Raw genomic sequence first — 13,201 nt, forward strand, 5'->3', positions numbered from 1 at the left:
TGCGTATTAAGCAAAGCCATTTTGCGTTGCTGTGCGTTTCCGCGCTAGCCGTGACTGGCTAACATGCGTCCTCTATCTGGAGGTGTCATGAATCTGTTCGACCTGTTGCTGAATCTGTTGCTGGGGCTGGGCCTGGGAACATTGGGCGGTTTGTTCGGCATCGGCGGTGGGTTGATCGCCATTCCGGTGCTGGGCATTGTCTTTGGGCTGGATCAGCAGCTTGCTCAGGGGACTGCACTGGTCATGGTAGTGCCGAACGTGATGATGGCGATCTGGCGTTACCATCAACGCAATCGCATAGATCTGCGCTATGCCCTGCTACTCGGGGTTACCAGCTTCTTTTGCGCCTGGCTGGCCTCCCTGTATGCGGTTGAGGTGGATTCGCGCACCATGCGCTGGGCCTTCGTCGGTTTTCTACTGGCTTTGGCGGCCTACAACCTGCTGCGCATGCTGATGGCTCAGGCGCCGGTCGGCGGCGAGCTGCGTCATCACTGGGGTTGGTTTGGTGTGCTGGGCGGGGTGTCCGGCGCAATGGGTGGGCTGTTTGGCGTGGGCGGCGCCGTGGTGGCAACGCCGGTACTGACCAGTGTGTTCGGCACCACGCAGGTGGTGGCACAGGGTCTTTCGCTGTCGCTGGCGCTGCCCAGCACCGGGGTGACGCTGTTTACCTACGCTGTGCACGGTCAGGTCAACTGGTGGATGGGCGTGCCGCTGGCGGTTGGCGGCCTGCTCAGCATCAGTTGGGGCGTGCGCCTGGCGCATTCGCTGCCGGAGCGCCTGCTGCGCACCCTGTTCTGCGGCTTCCTGCTGCTCTGTGCGCTGATGTTGGCACTGGAGTCGAGCGGCAGCCTATAAGCGAAAACCTTCGACGATGTGATCGGCCAGGCACTCGGTCACGGGTGACTGGCTACTTTCGTTGCGTAGCAGCACGATGCTGGTCAGTGGCAGCAGCGGCAGGCCTTCGGCTTCGCCGAGCATGCGCAGGTCGGAGGTGATCAGGCTTTGCAGCTGCGCGGTAACGGCCAGGCCGGCGCGTACCACGGCAAAGATCGCCGACAGGCTGGGGCTGGTGTAGGCGATGCGGTAGGGGCGACCCATCGTGTCCAGCGCGTTGCAGGCCCATTCGCGACAGAAGCAGTCGGCATTGAACATGGCCAGCGGCATGGGATTCTGCTCGTGCGGGCAGAATCCCTGGGCCACGGCCCAGGCGAAGCGCTCCTGGCGCAGCAGTTGGCCGATCTCCTTGCCGGGTTGGCGGGTGACGATGGTGAGGTCCAGATCCTGGCGCAGCAGCAGTTGTCCCGACGGCTCGCAATGCACCTCTACTTGCACCAGCGGATAGGCCTGGGCGAAGCGCGAGAGAATCTCCGGCAGAAAGCGCATCACGTAGTCGTCCGGCGTACCGATGCGCACGGCACCGACCATATGCGGTTCGCGCAGGGTGTTGAGTACCTCGCCATGCAGCTTGAGGATGCGTCGCGCATAACCCAGCAGCACCTGGCCCTCAGGCGTCAGCCGCACCTGGCGGCCATCGCGTTCGAATAACGGGCGTTGCACCACGTCTTCCTCCAGCCGCTTCATCTGCATGCTCACGGCTGACTGGGTGCGATTGACCGTTTCTGCGGCGCGGGTGAAACCGCCGGTGTCGGCGATGGCAACGAAGCTGCGCAGCAATTCGGTATCAATACTGGGGTGGAAGGCCATTCATCAATCCTCGAGATGGATGCCATAAGAAACATTCGTTGGATTGATCTTAAGCTGGACCCGACACTGACGCCAACCCCACAGGGAGGGCGAAAAGATGAAAGGTCAGAAAGGTTATGCGTTGGCTCAGGCCATCCACTTCGAACGGTTGCCGTCGCTGGGCGGTGTATGGCGTATGCTGCGGCGCTGGCATCAACTGGCTCGCGAGCGGGCACAACTGGCGCAACTGAATGATGCTGCATTGAAGGACCTGGGACTGTCCCGAGCCGATGTGTTGCAGGAGGCCGAACGGCCGTTCTGGGATGACCCGCTGAAAAAGTGAGTAGTACATGACAGGAGTTGTTGAATGACCGCGGTGCGCAAGGGCTCCGATTTTTTCCTGTTCCAGCTGATGATGTTGTTATGCGCCATCTGGGGCAGTCAGCAGGTGGCGATCAAGCTGGCCGCGGACGATATCGCGCCCATGCTGCAGGTGGCCTTGCGCTCTGGCATCGCCGCCGTGCTGGTCGGCTTGCTTTTGCTGTGGCAGCGCGGATGGCGCGAATGGGTCAGCTCGACGTGGCTGGCTGGACTGCTGGCGGGCGTGTTGTTCGCACTGGAGTTCTTCTTCATCGCCCTTGGCCTGCGCTACACCACGGCTTCGCATATGGCAGTATTTCTTTATACCGCGCCGATCTTCTCGGCGCTTGGGCTGCACTTTCTGTTGCCCAGCGAGCGCTTGCGCCGCCTGCAGTGGCTAGGTATCACCTTGTGTTTCGGCGGGGTGGTGATGGCATTTGGTGTCGGTGGCAATTGGGCCGAGGTCGATGCCGGTATGTTACTGGGCGATGCGTTGGGGCTGTGCGCCGGCATGGCCTGGGGCGCGACCACGGTCGTCGTGCGGGGTTCGCGCCTGTCCGAAGCGCCGGCCGGGTTGACCCTGTTCTATCAGTTGGCGGTGGCGTTCGTGCTGCTGCTGGCCTATGCACTGATGGTGGTGGACCTGTCCCACCTGCGTTGGACGCCTGTGGCCATCGCCAGCATTCTGCTGCAGGGCGTGGTGGTGTCGTTCTTCACCTACCTGACCTGGTTCTGGCTGCTGCGCCGCTACCTGGCTTCGAACATGGCAGTGTTCTCCTTCATGACCCCGCTGTTTGGCGTCACCTTCGGCGTGCTGGTGCTGGACGAACCGCTGACTCTGAACTTCATCATCGGCGCGGCGCTGGTGCTGTCGGGCATCACCCTGGTCAGTAGCGAGGCCTGGTTGCGCCGTCGCCTGGCCGGTTGGCGTGGCCTGCCGCAACAACCCTGACGCAAGGAGGCTGAAATTGCCCGCTTATCACTTGGCTCAACTGAACATCGCCTGGACGAAGGCGCCGCTGGAATCTCCGGATATGGCTGACTTCGTCGCCAATCTGGAGCGTATCAATGCGCTGGCAGAGGGTTCGCCCGGCTATGTCTGGCGTTTGCAGGACGAGGCGGGCGATGCCACGGCGATTCGTCCGTTCGGTGACGAGGTGTTGGTGAACATGTCGGTTTGGCAGGATGTAAAGGGCACCTCTAAAAACTACCTGCTTTGCCATCGCAGCGTTAAAAACAGGCCCAAAATGCTCATTTACACTGCGTAAACTGTGCTTTGTCACCTGTTTTTGCCTTGCGCTGGCTGCCTCGCCTACGTTTTTAGAGGTGCCCTGCGTCGCTCAGCGATTACGTCTACAAATCCGCGCATACCGAGATGCTCAACCGCCGTCGCGAATGGTTCGAGCGCGTCGAGCAGGCGCATCAGGTGCTGTGGTGGGTGCCGGCGGGGCATCGGCCAAGCGTGACCGAGGCTGCCGAACGCCTGGCTCATCTGCGCGAGCATGGCGCGACGGCGCAGGCCTTTACCTTCCGCCATGCGTTCGCGACGCCAGCCTGATAGGCTGAGTCGCCATGACTTTTTCTCTTTCTCTCGCTGAAGCGCGCCGTCTGGTCCTGGCTGCCCAGGGTTTCGGCCGTACGCCACGCGGCGCCGTTGGCCACAAGCACCTGCAGGCGCAGGTCGAGCGTTTGGGCGTGTTGCAGATCGATTCGGTCAATGCCCTGGTGCGCTCGCACTACTTACCGGCTTTTTCCCGCCTGGGTCATTACCAGGCCGAGCACCTCGATGAACTGGCCTGGGGCCGCGCGCGGCGCCGGCGTTTGTTCGAGTACTGGGGCATGAAGCCTCCTTGTTGCCGCTGGAGCTATTTCCGCTGCTGCGCTGGCGAATGCGCCGAGCCGCGGATGGGCAGGGCATCTATCGCGAGTTGGCGAAGTTTGGTGTCGAGCGGCGCGATGTCATAGATAGCGTGCTGCAGGCTGTGCGCGAGCGCGGTGCGCTGGGCGCCGGCAGTCTGTCCTCGCGTACCGAGAAGGCCGGCCCTTGGTGGGACTGGAGCGCGGAAAAGGCGGCGCTGGAGTGGCTGTTCGCCGCAGGCGAGGTCACTGTGGCTGGGCGGCGTGGCTTCGAGCGGCTGTACGATCTGCCGGAGCGGGTCATCCCCGTGGAGGTGTTGAACCACCCGGACCTGGATGAGGCCGAAGCGCAGCGCCGCCTGTTGTTGCGTTCGGCCGATGCACTGGGCGTGGCGACCGAGCGCGATTTGCGCGACTACTACCGGTCGGACGTCAGTGACAGCAAGCGGCGTATCGCTGAACTGGTGGAGGCGGGCGAGCTGTTGCCCGTCACGGTGCTGGGGTGGCGGCAGGCGGCCTATTGCCGGGGCGACCCGCGCATTCCCCGGCGTATTCGCCATAGTGCGTTGCTGTCGCCGTTCGATTCTCTGATCTGGGAACGCGAGCGCACCGAGCGGCTGTTCGGCTTCCGCTATCGGCTGGAGATCTACACTCCGCAAGCCAAGCGAGTGTATGGCTACTACGTGCTGCCGTTTCTGCACCACGAACGCCTGCTGGCGCGGGTGGATCTGCGCAGCGAGCGCGCTTCCGGGCGCCTGGCAGTGCATGCTGTGCATCTGGAGGAGGCAGTGCTGAGTGAGGAGGCGCGTCTGGCGCTGGCCGATTCGCTGCGCGCGCTGGCGCATTGGCTGGGCCTGGAAGAGGTGTGGCTGGCGCCGAGCGTCAATCTGCGAGGTTTGCTCGATTAGCCGCCGTTTTCCAGCAGGAACTTCAGTTCCTCGACGCGCTGGATATTCAACTCCATCGGGCAGGTGTAGTACATCGGCGAGCCGACGTGCTTGCCCTGCAGGTCGCACTGGCCGTTGCGGTAGATCAACCAGGCCTTCTGCGCCGTTTCCAGCTGTTCGGCGTCCACTGGCTGGCTTTCCTGCAGCTTGAGGAACAGCTGCTGGTAGACGCGGTTCATCTCCTTTTTCACCGTTTCCGATACGCCTTCGGCGCAGCCGGCGACGCTGGCGTTGTTGATCATCCCGCTGGCGTCCAGGCAGGCCTGGTACTGCTTGTCGTAATCACCCCAGGCGCCGAGCGGCAGCAGCAGAGTGAGCGGCAGCAAGCCGTTACGCAGTATCGACATGGCAATCTCCCAATGAGACAGGGGCTGCACTGCAGCCCCTGAACCTGATGCTTACTTGGCCGCCAGGCGGGTGCGCATGTTGGCGGCGCGGTCGCTGGAGCCCGGGTGCGAGGAGAACATGCTGCTTTCGCCGCCGCCCAGCTTGGCCAGCTTCTCGAACGCGGTGACCAGGCCGTCGCGCGGGATGTTGCGCTGGGTCAGCAGGTCGAAGGAGAAGTTGTCGGCGGCGTTTTCCTGGCTTTGCGAGAACTGCGCGTTGACCAATTGCTCACCCAGGGCGCCGAGCTGCGAGGCGGACAGGGCGGCGACGGAGGCATTGCCCGAAGCGGCTGCAGCATTGCGTGCGGCGGTGGTGGCGTAGGCGGTCTGCATGGCTTTTTTGCTGTGGCCAAGGGCGACGTGGCCAATCTCGTGGCCGAGCACGCCTTCCACTTCGTTGTCGGTCATCAGGTCCATCAGGCCGCTGTAGACACGTACGCAACCGTTGGCCATGGCCCAGGCGTTGACCTCGTCGGCCTGGTACACCTTGTAGGTGATCGGCGTGCCGTTGATCTGATGACCGAGGTTGTTGGCGATCTTGTCCAGACGCTTGCTGTATGGGCTGTTCGGGCCAGCGATAGTGGCTTCGGCATCCATTTCGGCGCACGCCTGGTCGGACATGCTGCGTACTTCGGCGTCGCTGAGAGTCGCGGCCTGTACGGCCATCAGGCCCGATTGCAGCATGGCGTCGGGGGACATGTTCTGGCAGCCAGTCAGCAATGCAGCGCTGGACAGGGCGAAAGCGGAGAGGGTGGTGCGCAGTTGCATGGTCATCGTCCTTGTTGAGGGGGGTTGGCCGCGAGTCCTTTCCGGCTGGGTAGCATCTCTGGCACCTGCACGGTGCTCGCGTTGGGGCGGCATTATGCCGGATAGCGCATAGAAGAAGTGCGAGCCGGTTCGCGCCCTGGCCAGTGGCCAGGGCGCTGAGGGTCAGCGGCGTACCTGCTTCAGCGTTTCGGCGATCATGAAGGCCAGTTCCAGGGACTGGTCGGCATTCATGCGCGGGTCGCAGTGGGTGTGGTAGCGGTCGGACAGGCCGTCCTCGGTGATCGGGCGTGAACCGCCGATGCACTCGGTGACGTTCTGCCCGGTCATCTCGATATGGATGCCGCCGGCGTAGGTGCCTTCGGCCTGGTGCACAGCGAAGAACTGCCGGACTTCGCTGAGAATCTGCGCGAAATCGCGGGTCTTGTAGCCGCTGCTGGCCTTGATGGTGTTGCCGTGCATGGGATCGGAGCTCCACAGCACCTGGCGACCCTCTTCCTTGACCTTGCGCAGGAGACGCGGGAAGTGGGCTTCGACCTTGTCCGCGCCCATGCGCACGATCAGGTTGAGGCGACCCGGATCGTTGTCCGGGTTGAGGGCGTCGATCAGGCGGATCAGCTCGTCCGGGTCCATGCTCGGGCCGACCTTGACCCCGATGGGGTTCTCGATGCCGCGCATGAATTCGATGTGTGCACCGTTCAGCTGGCGGGTGCGGTCGCCGATCCACAGCATGTGCGCAGAGCAGTCGTACCAGCGGCCGGTGAGGCTGTCGCGACGGACGAAGGCTTCTTCGTAGTTCAGCAGCAACGCTTCGTGGGCGGTGAAGAAGCTGGTTTCGCGCAGTTGCGGCGCGCTGTCCATGCCCACAGCGCGCATGAAGGCCAGGGTTTCGTCGATGCGACCGGCGAGCTGGTGGTATTTCTCGGCCAGCGCCGAGTTGGCGATGAAGTCGAGGTTCCACTGGTGCACCTGGTGCAGATCGGCGAAGCCGCCCTGGGCGAAGGCGCGCAGCAGGTTGAGGCTGGCGGTGGCCTGATGGTAGGCCTGCATCAGGCGTTCCGGATCGGGTACGCGACTGGCGACGTCGAAACCGATGCCGTTGACGATGTCGCCACGGTAAGCGGGCAGGGTGACGCCCTCGATGGTTTCGCTGCCAGACGAGCGCGGCTTGGCGAACTGGCCGGCCATGCGCCCGACCTTGACCACCGGACAGCCCGCGGCGAAAGTCATGACGATGGCCATCTGCAGCAGCACCTTGAAGGTGTCGCGGATCTTCGCGGCGGAAAATTCGGCGAAGCTCTCGGCGCAGTCGCCGCCCTGCAGCAGGAATGCGCGGCCCTGGGTGACCTCGGCGAACTGGCGGCGCAGCTCGCGCGCCTCGCCAGCGAATACCAGCGGCGGGTAGCCGGCCAGGGTTTGCTCGACGCGAGTCAGGTGCGCGGCATCAGGGTATTCAGGTTGCTGCTGGATGGGCTTGGCCCTCCAGCTTTCGGGGCTCCAGGCGTTGGACATGCTGCGTCTCTAGCGGTTGATCAGGCGGAGGCGCATGGTAACCGATAAGCCCCGCGGCCCCTACGTGTATTGGCTCATGACGCCGGGGCAGGCTCGAATGCCCGCTTGGGTAGCGTGCGCGGCGACAAATCACGCGCTGGCAGGAAGCGTCCGTAGCGCTGCGCCTTGCCCAGGTCATCCGGGTATTCCTGGCCGCGTCGGTAGGCAATGCGGCCGTTGATCAGCGTTAGCGCGACCGCTGCATCGTTGCGTTTGACCACCCGCACCAGGCCGAGCACTTCCATCGGCGCTTCGTGCAGTTCATCCAGCGTATCGTTGAGCCCGGCGGGATCGATCAGCACCAGGTCGGCACGATCACCGACGCGCAGGTAGCCGGCATCGACGCCGATGAAGTCGGCCAGCTCACCGCTGCAGCGGCGCACCGCCTTGCCCAGTTCCATGAATGGCTCGCCGGCCAATTCGGCGTCCCGCACGTACTTGAGAAAACGCAGCGGGAAGTTGTACTGGGCGATGGAACGCAGGTGCGCGCCGGAGTCGGCGAAGCCGGGGTGTGTCCAGGGGCTGGCCAGCAGCTTGCGCATGATCGCCTCGCGTTGGTTGCCGTAGCAGGTCGTCCACTTCAGCGCCTCGCGGTACTGGCAGGCCAGTTCGAAGTAGGCGTCCACCGCATCCAGGCCGCGAGTCTGGCCCAGTTGCTTGAAGTTCTTGCCGACCAGGCTGGCATCCGGGCATTCGGTCACCCAGCAATCGGAGAAGTCGCGGTGCCACAGGCCCTTGGTCAGTACGGCCTTTACCTGCTTCTTGAACAGGGCGCGGAACGCCGGCTCCTTGACCTTGGCGTAGAGCTCATCCGGGTCCTTGATGTTGCGCAGGATCTCGCCGGCACCGAATTCCTCGAAGGCATTCACGTTGAGCCCTTCCAGGCGCAGGGTGAAGGGCGCCGGTAGGGTCTGCCAGCGGAAATGGCCGCGCAGCACCTTGTTCGCCAACCAGCCGGAAAGGCGGGTGAAGCGGTGCAGCAGCGGCTGCGACTTGAGATCCAGCGCCGTGAGCATGGTGCATTTCAGCGGTTTCCTGAACCAGCCATGGGCCTGCCAGAGGAAGGCGAACACGTTGACCTTGGTCACCGCGTTCGGCGCGCCCTGTAGCACCGCACCGCGCCGCCGCAGCACAGCGAACAGGCGAGAGAATTCCTTCCAGCTGGCGAAGGTCGACGGCAGCGGGCTGGACCAGGCGCGGTCGCCGTCCATCTTGTCCAGTCGCGTGGTCATCACCGACAGGCCGATACAGCCAGCGTCCAGCGCCTCTTCGAGCAGTTGCTCCATGCGCGCGAGTTCGGCGTCGCTCGGCGTCACCCGGCTGGTGGCGCGCTCCAGTCCCATCACCGCCACGCGCAGTTCGGAATGGCCGAGGAAGGAATTGACGTTCGGCCCTAGCGGTAACTGATCGTAGAAGGCGCGATAACCAGCGGCATCGCGCCAGGTTTTCTTTTCCTTGAGGATCGGCAGCACGTACTCGCGCGGCACCGCTTCGACGCGGGTGAACAGGTCGGAGCAGTCCTCGGCGTCAGCCAGCACCATGCTGATGGAGCAGGAGCCGATGGTCACACTGGTGACGCCATGACGCACCGACTCCTTCAGTGCGGGTGCGGCGATTACCTCGGCATCGTAGTGCGAGTGGATCTCCAGGAATCCGGGGGTAAGCCACTGGCCTTTGGCGTCGATCACCTCGGGGCAACCGGCCTCATCCAGTGGGCTGAGGCTGAGCACCTCGACCTTGCCGTCACGGATGCCGATATGGCGGATCGCCCCCGGCGCGCCCGTGCCGTCGAAGTACAGGCTGTTGTTGATGATGATGTCGTAGCTCATGGCAGTCTCCAGGGCGCCAGCAGCAGGATGCCGGTGACCAACAGCAGGATGTAGATGGCGAGGCGGAAATGACGCTCGTCGAAGCGCCGGTGCAGGCGTTCGCCCAGCCATACACCGAGCAGCAGAAGCGGGGCGTAGGTGAGCACCTGAGGCAGCGCCGGCAGCAGGCGGCCGTCGAGCATAAAGGCGAGGGTAAGCAGGCTGTTGAGGGTGAACCAGACAGTGACCAAGGTGGCGCGCAGCCGCGTCTTGTCCAGTTGGGTGCCGGCCAGGCCGTAGACCAGCAGCGGGCCGCCCGAGGCGAACAGGCCATGACTGAGGCCGGCGGCGATGGTAATGACGCGAGTCAGCCAGGCCGGGCGTTGCGGTAGTGCGCTCGCCCGGCGCAGGCGCCACAGTTCGCGGCCGGCGAACCAGATGATCAGCGCACCGAAGCCGACCTTCAGCGCCTGGGTGTCCAGATAAGGCAGCAGCCAATAGCCGAGTAACGTGCCGATGAGCATGCCGGGCAACAGGGTACCAAGCAGCAGGCGGCGGTCGATCTGCTGCCAGTGGCGATGCACCAGGTAGCCGGTCATGCAGATGTTCAACGGCACCAGGATCGGCAGCAATTGATCGATGGGCAGCAGCAATGCACCTAGCGACAGCGCGATGACCACGCTGCCAAAGCCGGTGATGGCCTCCAGGGTGTAGGCCAGCAGAATGAAGCCGCCGAGGGCGTAGGGCGCCATGGCCATCAGTTGAGCTCCCCGGCGAAACGCTGGCTCATCTTGCGGTGGTACAGCGCCGGCGCCAGACGCCAGAGCAGGCTCGCCAGCCAGCTGCCACGATCAGGGAACAGGCGTTCGCGGCGCTGCTGCAGTGCATCGAGAATCAGGCTTGCCATCCAGTCGGCGCCGCAAATTCTGCCGATGGTCGAGCGGGCATGGCCGGCCGGTTTGCCGTCGCCGCCCAGGGCGTTGCGGTCGATGGGCGTATCGAGAAAGCTCGGATAGACCATCAGCAGGCCGATGCCGTCACGGGCTATCTCTGCGCGCAGCACCTCGAAGGCCTGGCCCAGGGCGCTTTTTGCGGCGCAGTAACCGGCGCGGCCGAGTACCGGCATCCAGCCGGCCATGGAGCCGATGGCGATCACCTGGCCGCGGCTTTCACGCAGCAGCGGCAGGGCGGCCAGGGTCAGTTCCAGCGGTGCGTGATAATCCACCGCCATGACCTTGCGAAATACCGCGGGATCGGTGCGCAGCGTGGGCGAGCGGTGGGTGATGCCGGCGTTGTTGATCAGCACGTCCAGCCGGCCGAAGCGCTGCCGGCAGCCGTCGAGCAGGCGTGCATGCAACTCGGGGTCGGTGATGTCGCCAGCAAGGGCCTGCACGCGCTCGCTGCCCAGTTCATCGGCGCGAGTCGCGAGACCGCTGGCGTCGATATCGGTGAGCAGCAGGGCATCGCCACGTGCGTAACACGCTCGCGCCAGTTGCCAGCCGAGGCCGCTGGCGGCGCCAGTGATCAGGACCACGCGCATCATCGCTCTCCCGCGCTGGACAAAGGCGTCAGCACTGCGCTGGTTTTAGGCGGTCTGCGTGACCAGAGCCAGGCCAGGCTCAGGCCGGACACCAGATGCCAGCAACCCCAGAACGCAGCGATCAGCAACATGCCGCTAGCCTGCGGGAAGAAGGTGAAGATGATTACCAGGCCCAGCGCCGAGTTCTGGATGCCCACTTCCAGCGTCAGTGCGCGGCGGTCTGCCACCGGTAGCCCGCTCAGGCGTGCGCTGAGGTAGCCAATGCTCAGCGCCAGGGCGTTGTGCGCCACCACAAGCCAGAAGAACAGATGGAAATGCCGAGTGAACTGCTCAAGGTTGCGGCTGAACGCTAGCGCGACGAAACCGAGCATTACCAGCAAGGCGAACGGGCGCAGGGGCTTTTCCACTTTCAGCGTCAGTTGCGGGAAGCGCCGGCCGATCCACATGCCTGCCAGCAGAGGTAGGCCGAGTACCAGCAGTACGAGCAGCAGCAAGCTCAGCGGGTCCAGTTCGATCTGCGTCAGCAACGGCCGCGTATGCGGATTGAGCCAGGCATAAAGGGCGAAGTTGAGTGGTGTCAGCACGCTGGCGACAACGCTGGAAACGGCGGTCATGCTCACCGACAGCGCGACGTTGCCGCGCGCCATCCAGGTCATGATGTTGGAGAAGCTGCCGCCTGGGCAGGCGGCGATCAGGGTCATGCCCAGCGCCAGTTGTGGCTCGATGGCCAGGGCCCAGCAGGCCAGGCAGGTCAGCGCCGGCAGCAGCAGAAATTGCGCCAGCATGCCAATCACCGGGGCTTTGGGGGCGCGGGCGATGCGCCGGAAGTCTTCGGCACGCAGATCCAGGGAAACGCCGAACATCATCAACGCGACGATCAGATTGATCAGCACCAGGCTGCTGGGGTCGAAGGCGATATTCACCTGTTCCATGCTCATGCTCCCTGCGCGGCGAGTGCGCCATCGTTGGCCAGCTCACGGCGCAGGGCCGCGCTGTGTTCGGCTATGCGTCTACGATAGCTGTCCTTGTGCACGTAATAGGCCATGCGCTCCAGCTGCAGGTAGCGATAGCCGCCATCCAGGCGCTGGCTGGCTCGAGCACGAATGGTCTGGCGCAGGGCCTGAGCGGCGACGCTGCCAGCCTGCAGTTGACGGATATACAGCGCGACCAACTCCGCCTGCTCGTCACGCCCCTGCCAGCCCAGGCCGGAAGCTTCGACCATGCCGAGCATGAACAGGTCGTCGTGCTCGGGGTGGAAGACATTGAGGTACAGCTGCGGTGCACCGGCCTCTTGTGGCCAGTTCAACTCGTTGCGGTCGATGAAGGGGTAGTCGAGCTTGTAGCCGGTGGCCATGAGGATCAGGTCGTACTCGGCCTGTTCGCCATTGGCGAAGGTCACGCCTTGCCCGCTCACCGACTGGATGTCGCCCCGAGGGTGGATATCGCCGTGGCCGATATGGTGCAGCACCAGCGAGTTCATCACCGGGTGGGATTCGTACAGGCGGTAGTCCGGGTCGGGCAGGCCGTACTGCGAGGGTTTGCCGACCAGGGCACGCACCAGCAGGCCGTCGACCAGCTGTTTGAGGCGGCGCGGTAGCTTGATCGCGCTGCCGAAGGTGTCGGTGGGCTTGCCGAGGATGAATTTGGGCAGGAAGTGATAGCCACGGCGTACCGAGAGGTCGACCGAGGCGGCGCGGTGTACGGCATCGACGGCGATATCGCAGGCTGAGTTGCCGCAGCCGACCACCAGTACCCGTTTGCCAGCGAATATATCCGCGCTCTTGTAGGCATTGGAGTGCAGTAACTCACCGGAGAAATCACCGGGCAGGCGCGGCAGGTTGGGCGTATGCAGGGTGCCATTGGCGATCAGTACGCCCTTGAAGTGCCATTCGCGCTGCTCGCCGTTGCGCTCGCTGATCAGCTTCCAGCCATGCTGCTGGCGCTGCACCTGCAGCACACGGGTGTCGAACTGGTAATGCTCGTAGAGACGAAACTGCCTGGCGTAGTCGCGAAAGTAGCGGCGCATTTCGCTGTGGTGCGGGTAGGGCGCCACCTCGGCGCGCATGGGGAATTCACGAAATTCGGTGGTGCCCTTGGAGGAGATCAGGTGCGCCGATTGGTACATGCTGCTGTGCGGGTTATCGATATCCCACAGGCCGCCAACGTCGCTGTGCAGCTCGAAGCCGACGAAATCGATGCCGTACTTCTTCAATTGCCGTGCCGTGCACAGGCCCATGGGGCCGGCACCTATGATGGCGTACATGGCGAACCTCGTTATTGTTATGAGTGCAGCGCAAGTGTTGG

Annotated in this window: 12 protein-coding genes and 3 pseudogenes; 6 read left to right on the forward strand and 9 right to left on the reverse strand. The window is 63.9% G+C overall.

Annotated features, from left to right (window positions below; genetic code table 11):
* Positions 1-87: 87 nt before the first annotated feature.
* A complete protein-coding gene (locus CXP40_RS00990; RefSeq protein ID WP_106732236.1) occupies positions 88-855 on the forward strand; it encodes a sulfite exporter TauE/SafE family protein in 768 nt (255 codons plus the stop codon).
* Here CXP40_RS00990 and CXP40_RS00995 read toward each other — a convergent pair.
* Positions 850-1,704 carry a LysR family transcriptional regulator gene (locus tag CXP40_RS00995; protein WP_106732237.1) on the reverse strand — a complete coding sequence of 285 codons (855 nt, stop codon included), beginning with the start codon at positions 1,702-1,704 and terminating at the stop codon, positions 850-852. The two genes, CXP40_RS00990 and CXP40_RS00995, sit on opposite strands and share 6 nt — an antisense overlap.
* Positions 1,705-1,801: 97 nt before the next feature.
* Between CXP40_RS00995 and CXP40_RS01000 the strand changes: the two genes are divergently transcribed.
* The 5 genes and pseudogenes from CXP40_RS01000 (at position 1,802) to CXP40_RS01020 (ending at position 4,808) form a co-directional block, all read left to right on the forward strand.
* Positions 1,802-2,026 carry a DUF1127 domain-containing protein gene (locus tag CXP40_RS01000; protein ID WP_106732238.1) on the forward strand — a complete coding sequence of 75 codons (225 nt, stop codon included), beginning with the start codon at positions 1,802-1,804 and terminating at the stop codon, positions 2,024-2,026.
* A 24-nt stretch (positions 2,027-2,050) separates the two neighbouring features.
* Entirely contained in the window at positions 2,051-2,995 is a 945-nt protein-coding gene (locus CXP40_RS01005) for a DMT family transporter (RefSeq protein ID WP_106732239.1), read from the forward strand.
* A gap of 16 nt (positions 2,996-3,011) precedes the next feature.
* Positions 3,012-3,236: pseudogene (locus CXP40_RS01010) on the forward strand (DUF3291 domain-containing protein); the annotation flags it as partial.
* 143 nt (positions 3,237-3,379) lie between these two features.
* A pseudogene (locus CXP40_RS01015) lies at positions 3,380-3,601 on the forward strand (DUF3291 domain-containing protein); the annotation flags it as partial.
* 14 nt (positions 3,602-3,615) lie between these two features.
* Positions 3,616-4,808: pseudogene (locus CXP40_RS01020) on the forward strand (winged helix-turn-helix domain-containing protein).
* Here the strand turns inward: CXP40_RS01020 and CXP40_RS01025 are convergent.
* From CXP40_RS01025 to CXP40_RS01060, 8 genes are all read right to left on the reverse strand, one after another.
* Positions 4,805-5,194, reverse strand: coding sequence for a lysozyme inhibitor LprI family protein (locus CXP40_RS01025; protein ID WP_106732240.1), 390 nt, complete (start codon positions 5,192-5,194; stop codon positions 4,805-4,807). The pseudogene CXP40_RS01020 and the gene CXP40_RS01025 sit on opposite strands and share 4 nt — an antisense overlap.
* 51 nt (positions 5,195-5,245) lie before the next feature.
* Complete coding sequence (locus CXP40_RS01030; RefSeq protein ID WP_106732241.1) at positions 5,246-6,001, reverse strand: M48 family metalloprotease; 756 nt, start codon at positions 5,999-6,001, stop codon at positions 5,246-5,248.
* Positions 6,002-6,163: 162 nt separating this feature from the next.
* Complete coding sequence (locus tag CXP40_RS01035; RefSeq protein ID WP_106732242.1) at positions 6,164-7,510, reverse strand: class II 3-deoxy-7-phosphoheptulonate synthase; 1,347 nt, start codon at positions 7,508-7,510, stop codon at positions 6,164-6,166.
* A gap of 74 nt (positions 7,511-7,584) precedes the next feature.
* Positions 7,585-9,378 (reverse strand): amidohydrolase family protein, encoded by a 1,794-nt coding sequence (locus CXP40_RS01040; RefSeq protein ID WP_106732243.1) that lies wholly within the window; start codon positions 9,376-9,378, stop codon positions 7,585-7,587.
* The gene (locus tag CXP40_RS01045; protein WP_106732244.1) at positions 9,375-10,115 is read right to left on the reverse strand and encodes a sulfite exporter TauE/SafE family protein; all 741 of its coding nucleotides are present in this window, start codon (positions 10,113-10,115) and stop codon (positions 9,375-9,377) included. The genes CXP40_RS01040 and CXP40_RS01045 overlap by 4 nt, the downstream gene beginning before the upstream one ends.
* Positions 10,115-10,897 carry an SDR family NAD(P)-dependent oxidoreductase gene (locus tag CXP40_RS01050; protein ID WP_106732245.1) on the reverse strand — a complete coding sequence of 261 codons (783 nt, stop codon included), beginning with the start codon at positions 10,895-10,897 and terminating at the stop codon, positions 10,115-10,117. Before CXP40_RS01050 ends, CXP40_RS01045 begins: the two co-directional genes overlap by 1 nt.
* A complete protein-coding gene (locus CXP40_RS01055; RefSeq protein ID WP_106732246.1) occupies positions 10,897-11,835 on the reverse strand; it encodes a bile acid:sodium symporter family protein in 939 nt (312 codons plus the stop codon). Before CXP40_RS01055 ends, CXP40_RS01050 begins: the two co-directional genes overlap by 1 nt.
* The gene (locus tag CXP40_RS01060; protein WP_106732247.1) at positions 11,832-13,160 is read right to left on the reverse strand and encodes an NAD(P)/FAD-dependent oxidoreductase; all 1,329 of its coding nucleotides are present in this window, start codon (positions 13,158-13,160) and stop codon (positions 11,832-11,834) included. Before CXP40_RS01060 ends, CXP40_RS01055 begins: the two co-directional genes overlap by 4 nt.
* Positions 13,161-13,201: the final 41 nt, after the last annotated feature.

Origin of the sequence: Pseudomonas sp. YY-1 (assembly GCF_002843095.1) — a bacterium.
GTDB lineage: Bacteria > Pseudomonadota > Gammaproteobacteria > Pseudomonadales > Pseudomonadaceae > Aquipseudomonas > Aquipseudomonas sediminis_A.

Excerpts from the sequence above, each read along its gene's own strand:
- CXP40_RS01050 (WP_106732245.1), bottom strand. The coding sequence starts at position 10,897 with ATGCGCGTGGTCCTGATCACTGGCGCCGCCAGCGGCCTCGGCTGGCAA.
- CXP40_RS01060 (WP_106732247.1), bottom strand. The coding sequence starts at position 13,160 with ATGTACGCCATCATAGGTGCCGGCCCCATGGGCCTGTGCACGGCACGG.
- CXP40_RS01035 (WP_106732242.1), bottom strand. The coding sequence starts at position 7,510 with ATGTCCAACGCCTGGAGCCCCGAAAGCTGGAGGGCCAAGCCCATCCAG.
- CXP40_RS01025 (WP_106732240.1), bottom strand. The coding sequence starts at position 5,194 with ATGTCGATACTGCGTAACGGCTTGCTGCCGCTCACTCTGCTGCTGCCG.
- CXP40_RS01005 (WP_106732239.1), top strand. The coding sequence starts at position 2,051 with ATGACCGCGGTGCGCAAGGGCTCCGATTTTTTCCTGTTCCAGCTGATG.
- CXP40_RS01055 (WP_106732246.1), bottom strand. The coding sequence starts at position 11,835 with ATGAGCATGGAACAGGTGAATATCGCCTTCGACCCCAGCAGCCTGGTG.
- CXP40_RS01000 (WP_106732238.1), top strand. The coding sequence starts at position 1,802 with ATGAAAGGTCAGAAAGGTTATGCGTTGGCTCAGGCCATCCACTTCGAA.
- CXP40_RS00990 (WP_106732236.1), top strand. The coding sequence starts at position 88 with ATGAATCTGTTCGACCTGTTGCTGAATCTGTTGCTGGGGCTGGGCCTG.
- CXP40_RS01040 (WP_106732243.1), bottom strand. The coding sequence starts at position 9,378 with ATGAGCTACGACATCATCATCAACAACAGCCTGTACTTCGACGGCACG.
- CXP40_RS00995 (WP_106732237.1), bottom strand. The coding sequence starts at position 1,704 with ATGGCCTTCCACCCCAGTATTGATACCGAATTGCTGCGCAGCTTCGTT.
- CXP40_RS01045 (WP_106732244.1), bottom strand. The coding sequence starts at position 10,115 with ATGGCCATGGCGCCCTACGCCCTCGGCGGCTTCATTCTGCTGGCCTAC.
- CXP40_RS01030 (WP_106732241.1), bottom strand. The coding sequence starts at position 6,001 with ATGCAACTGCGCACCACCCTCTCCGCTTTCGCCCTGTCCAGCGCTGCA.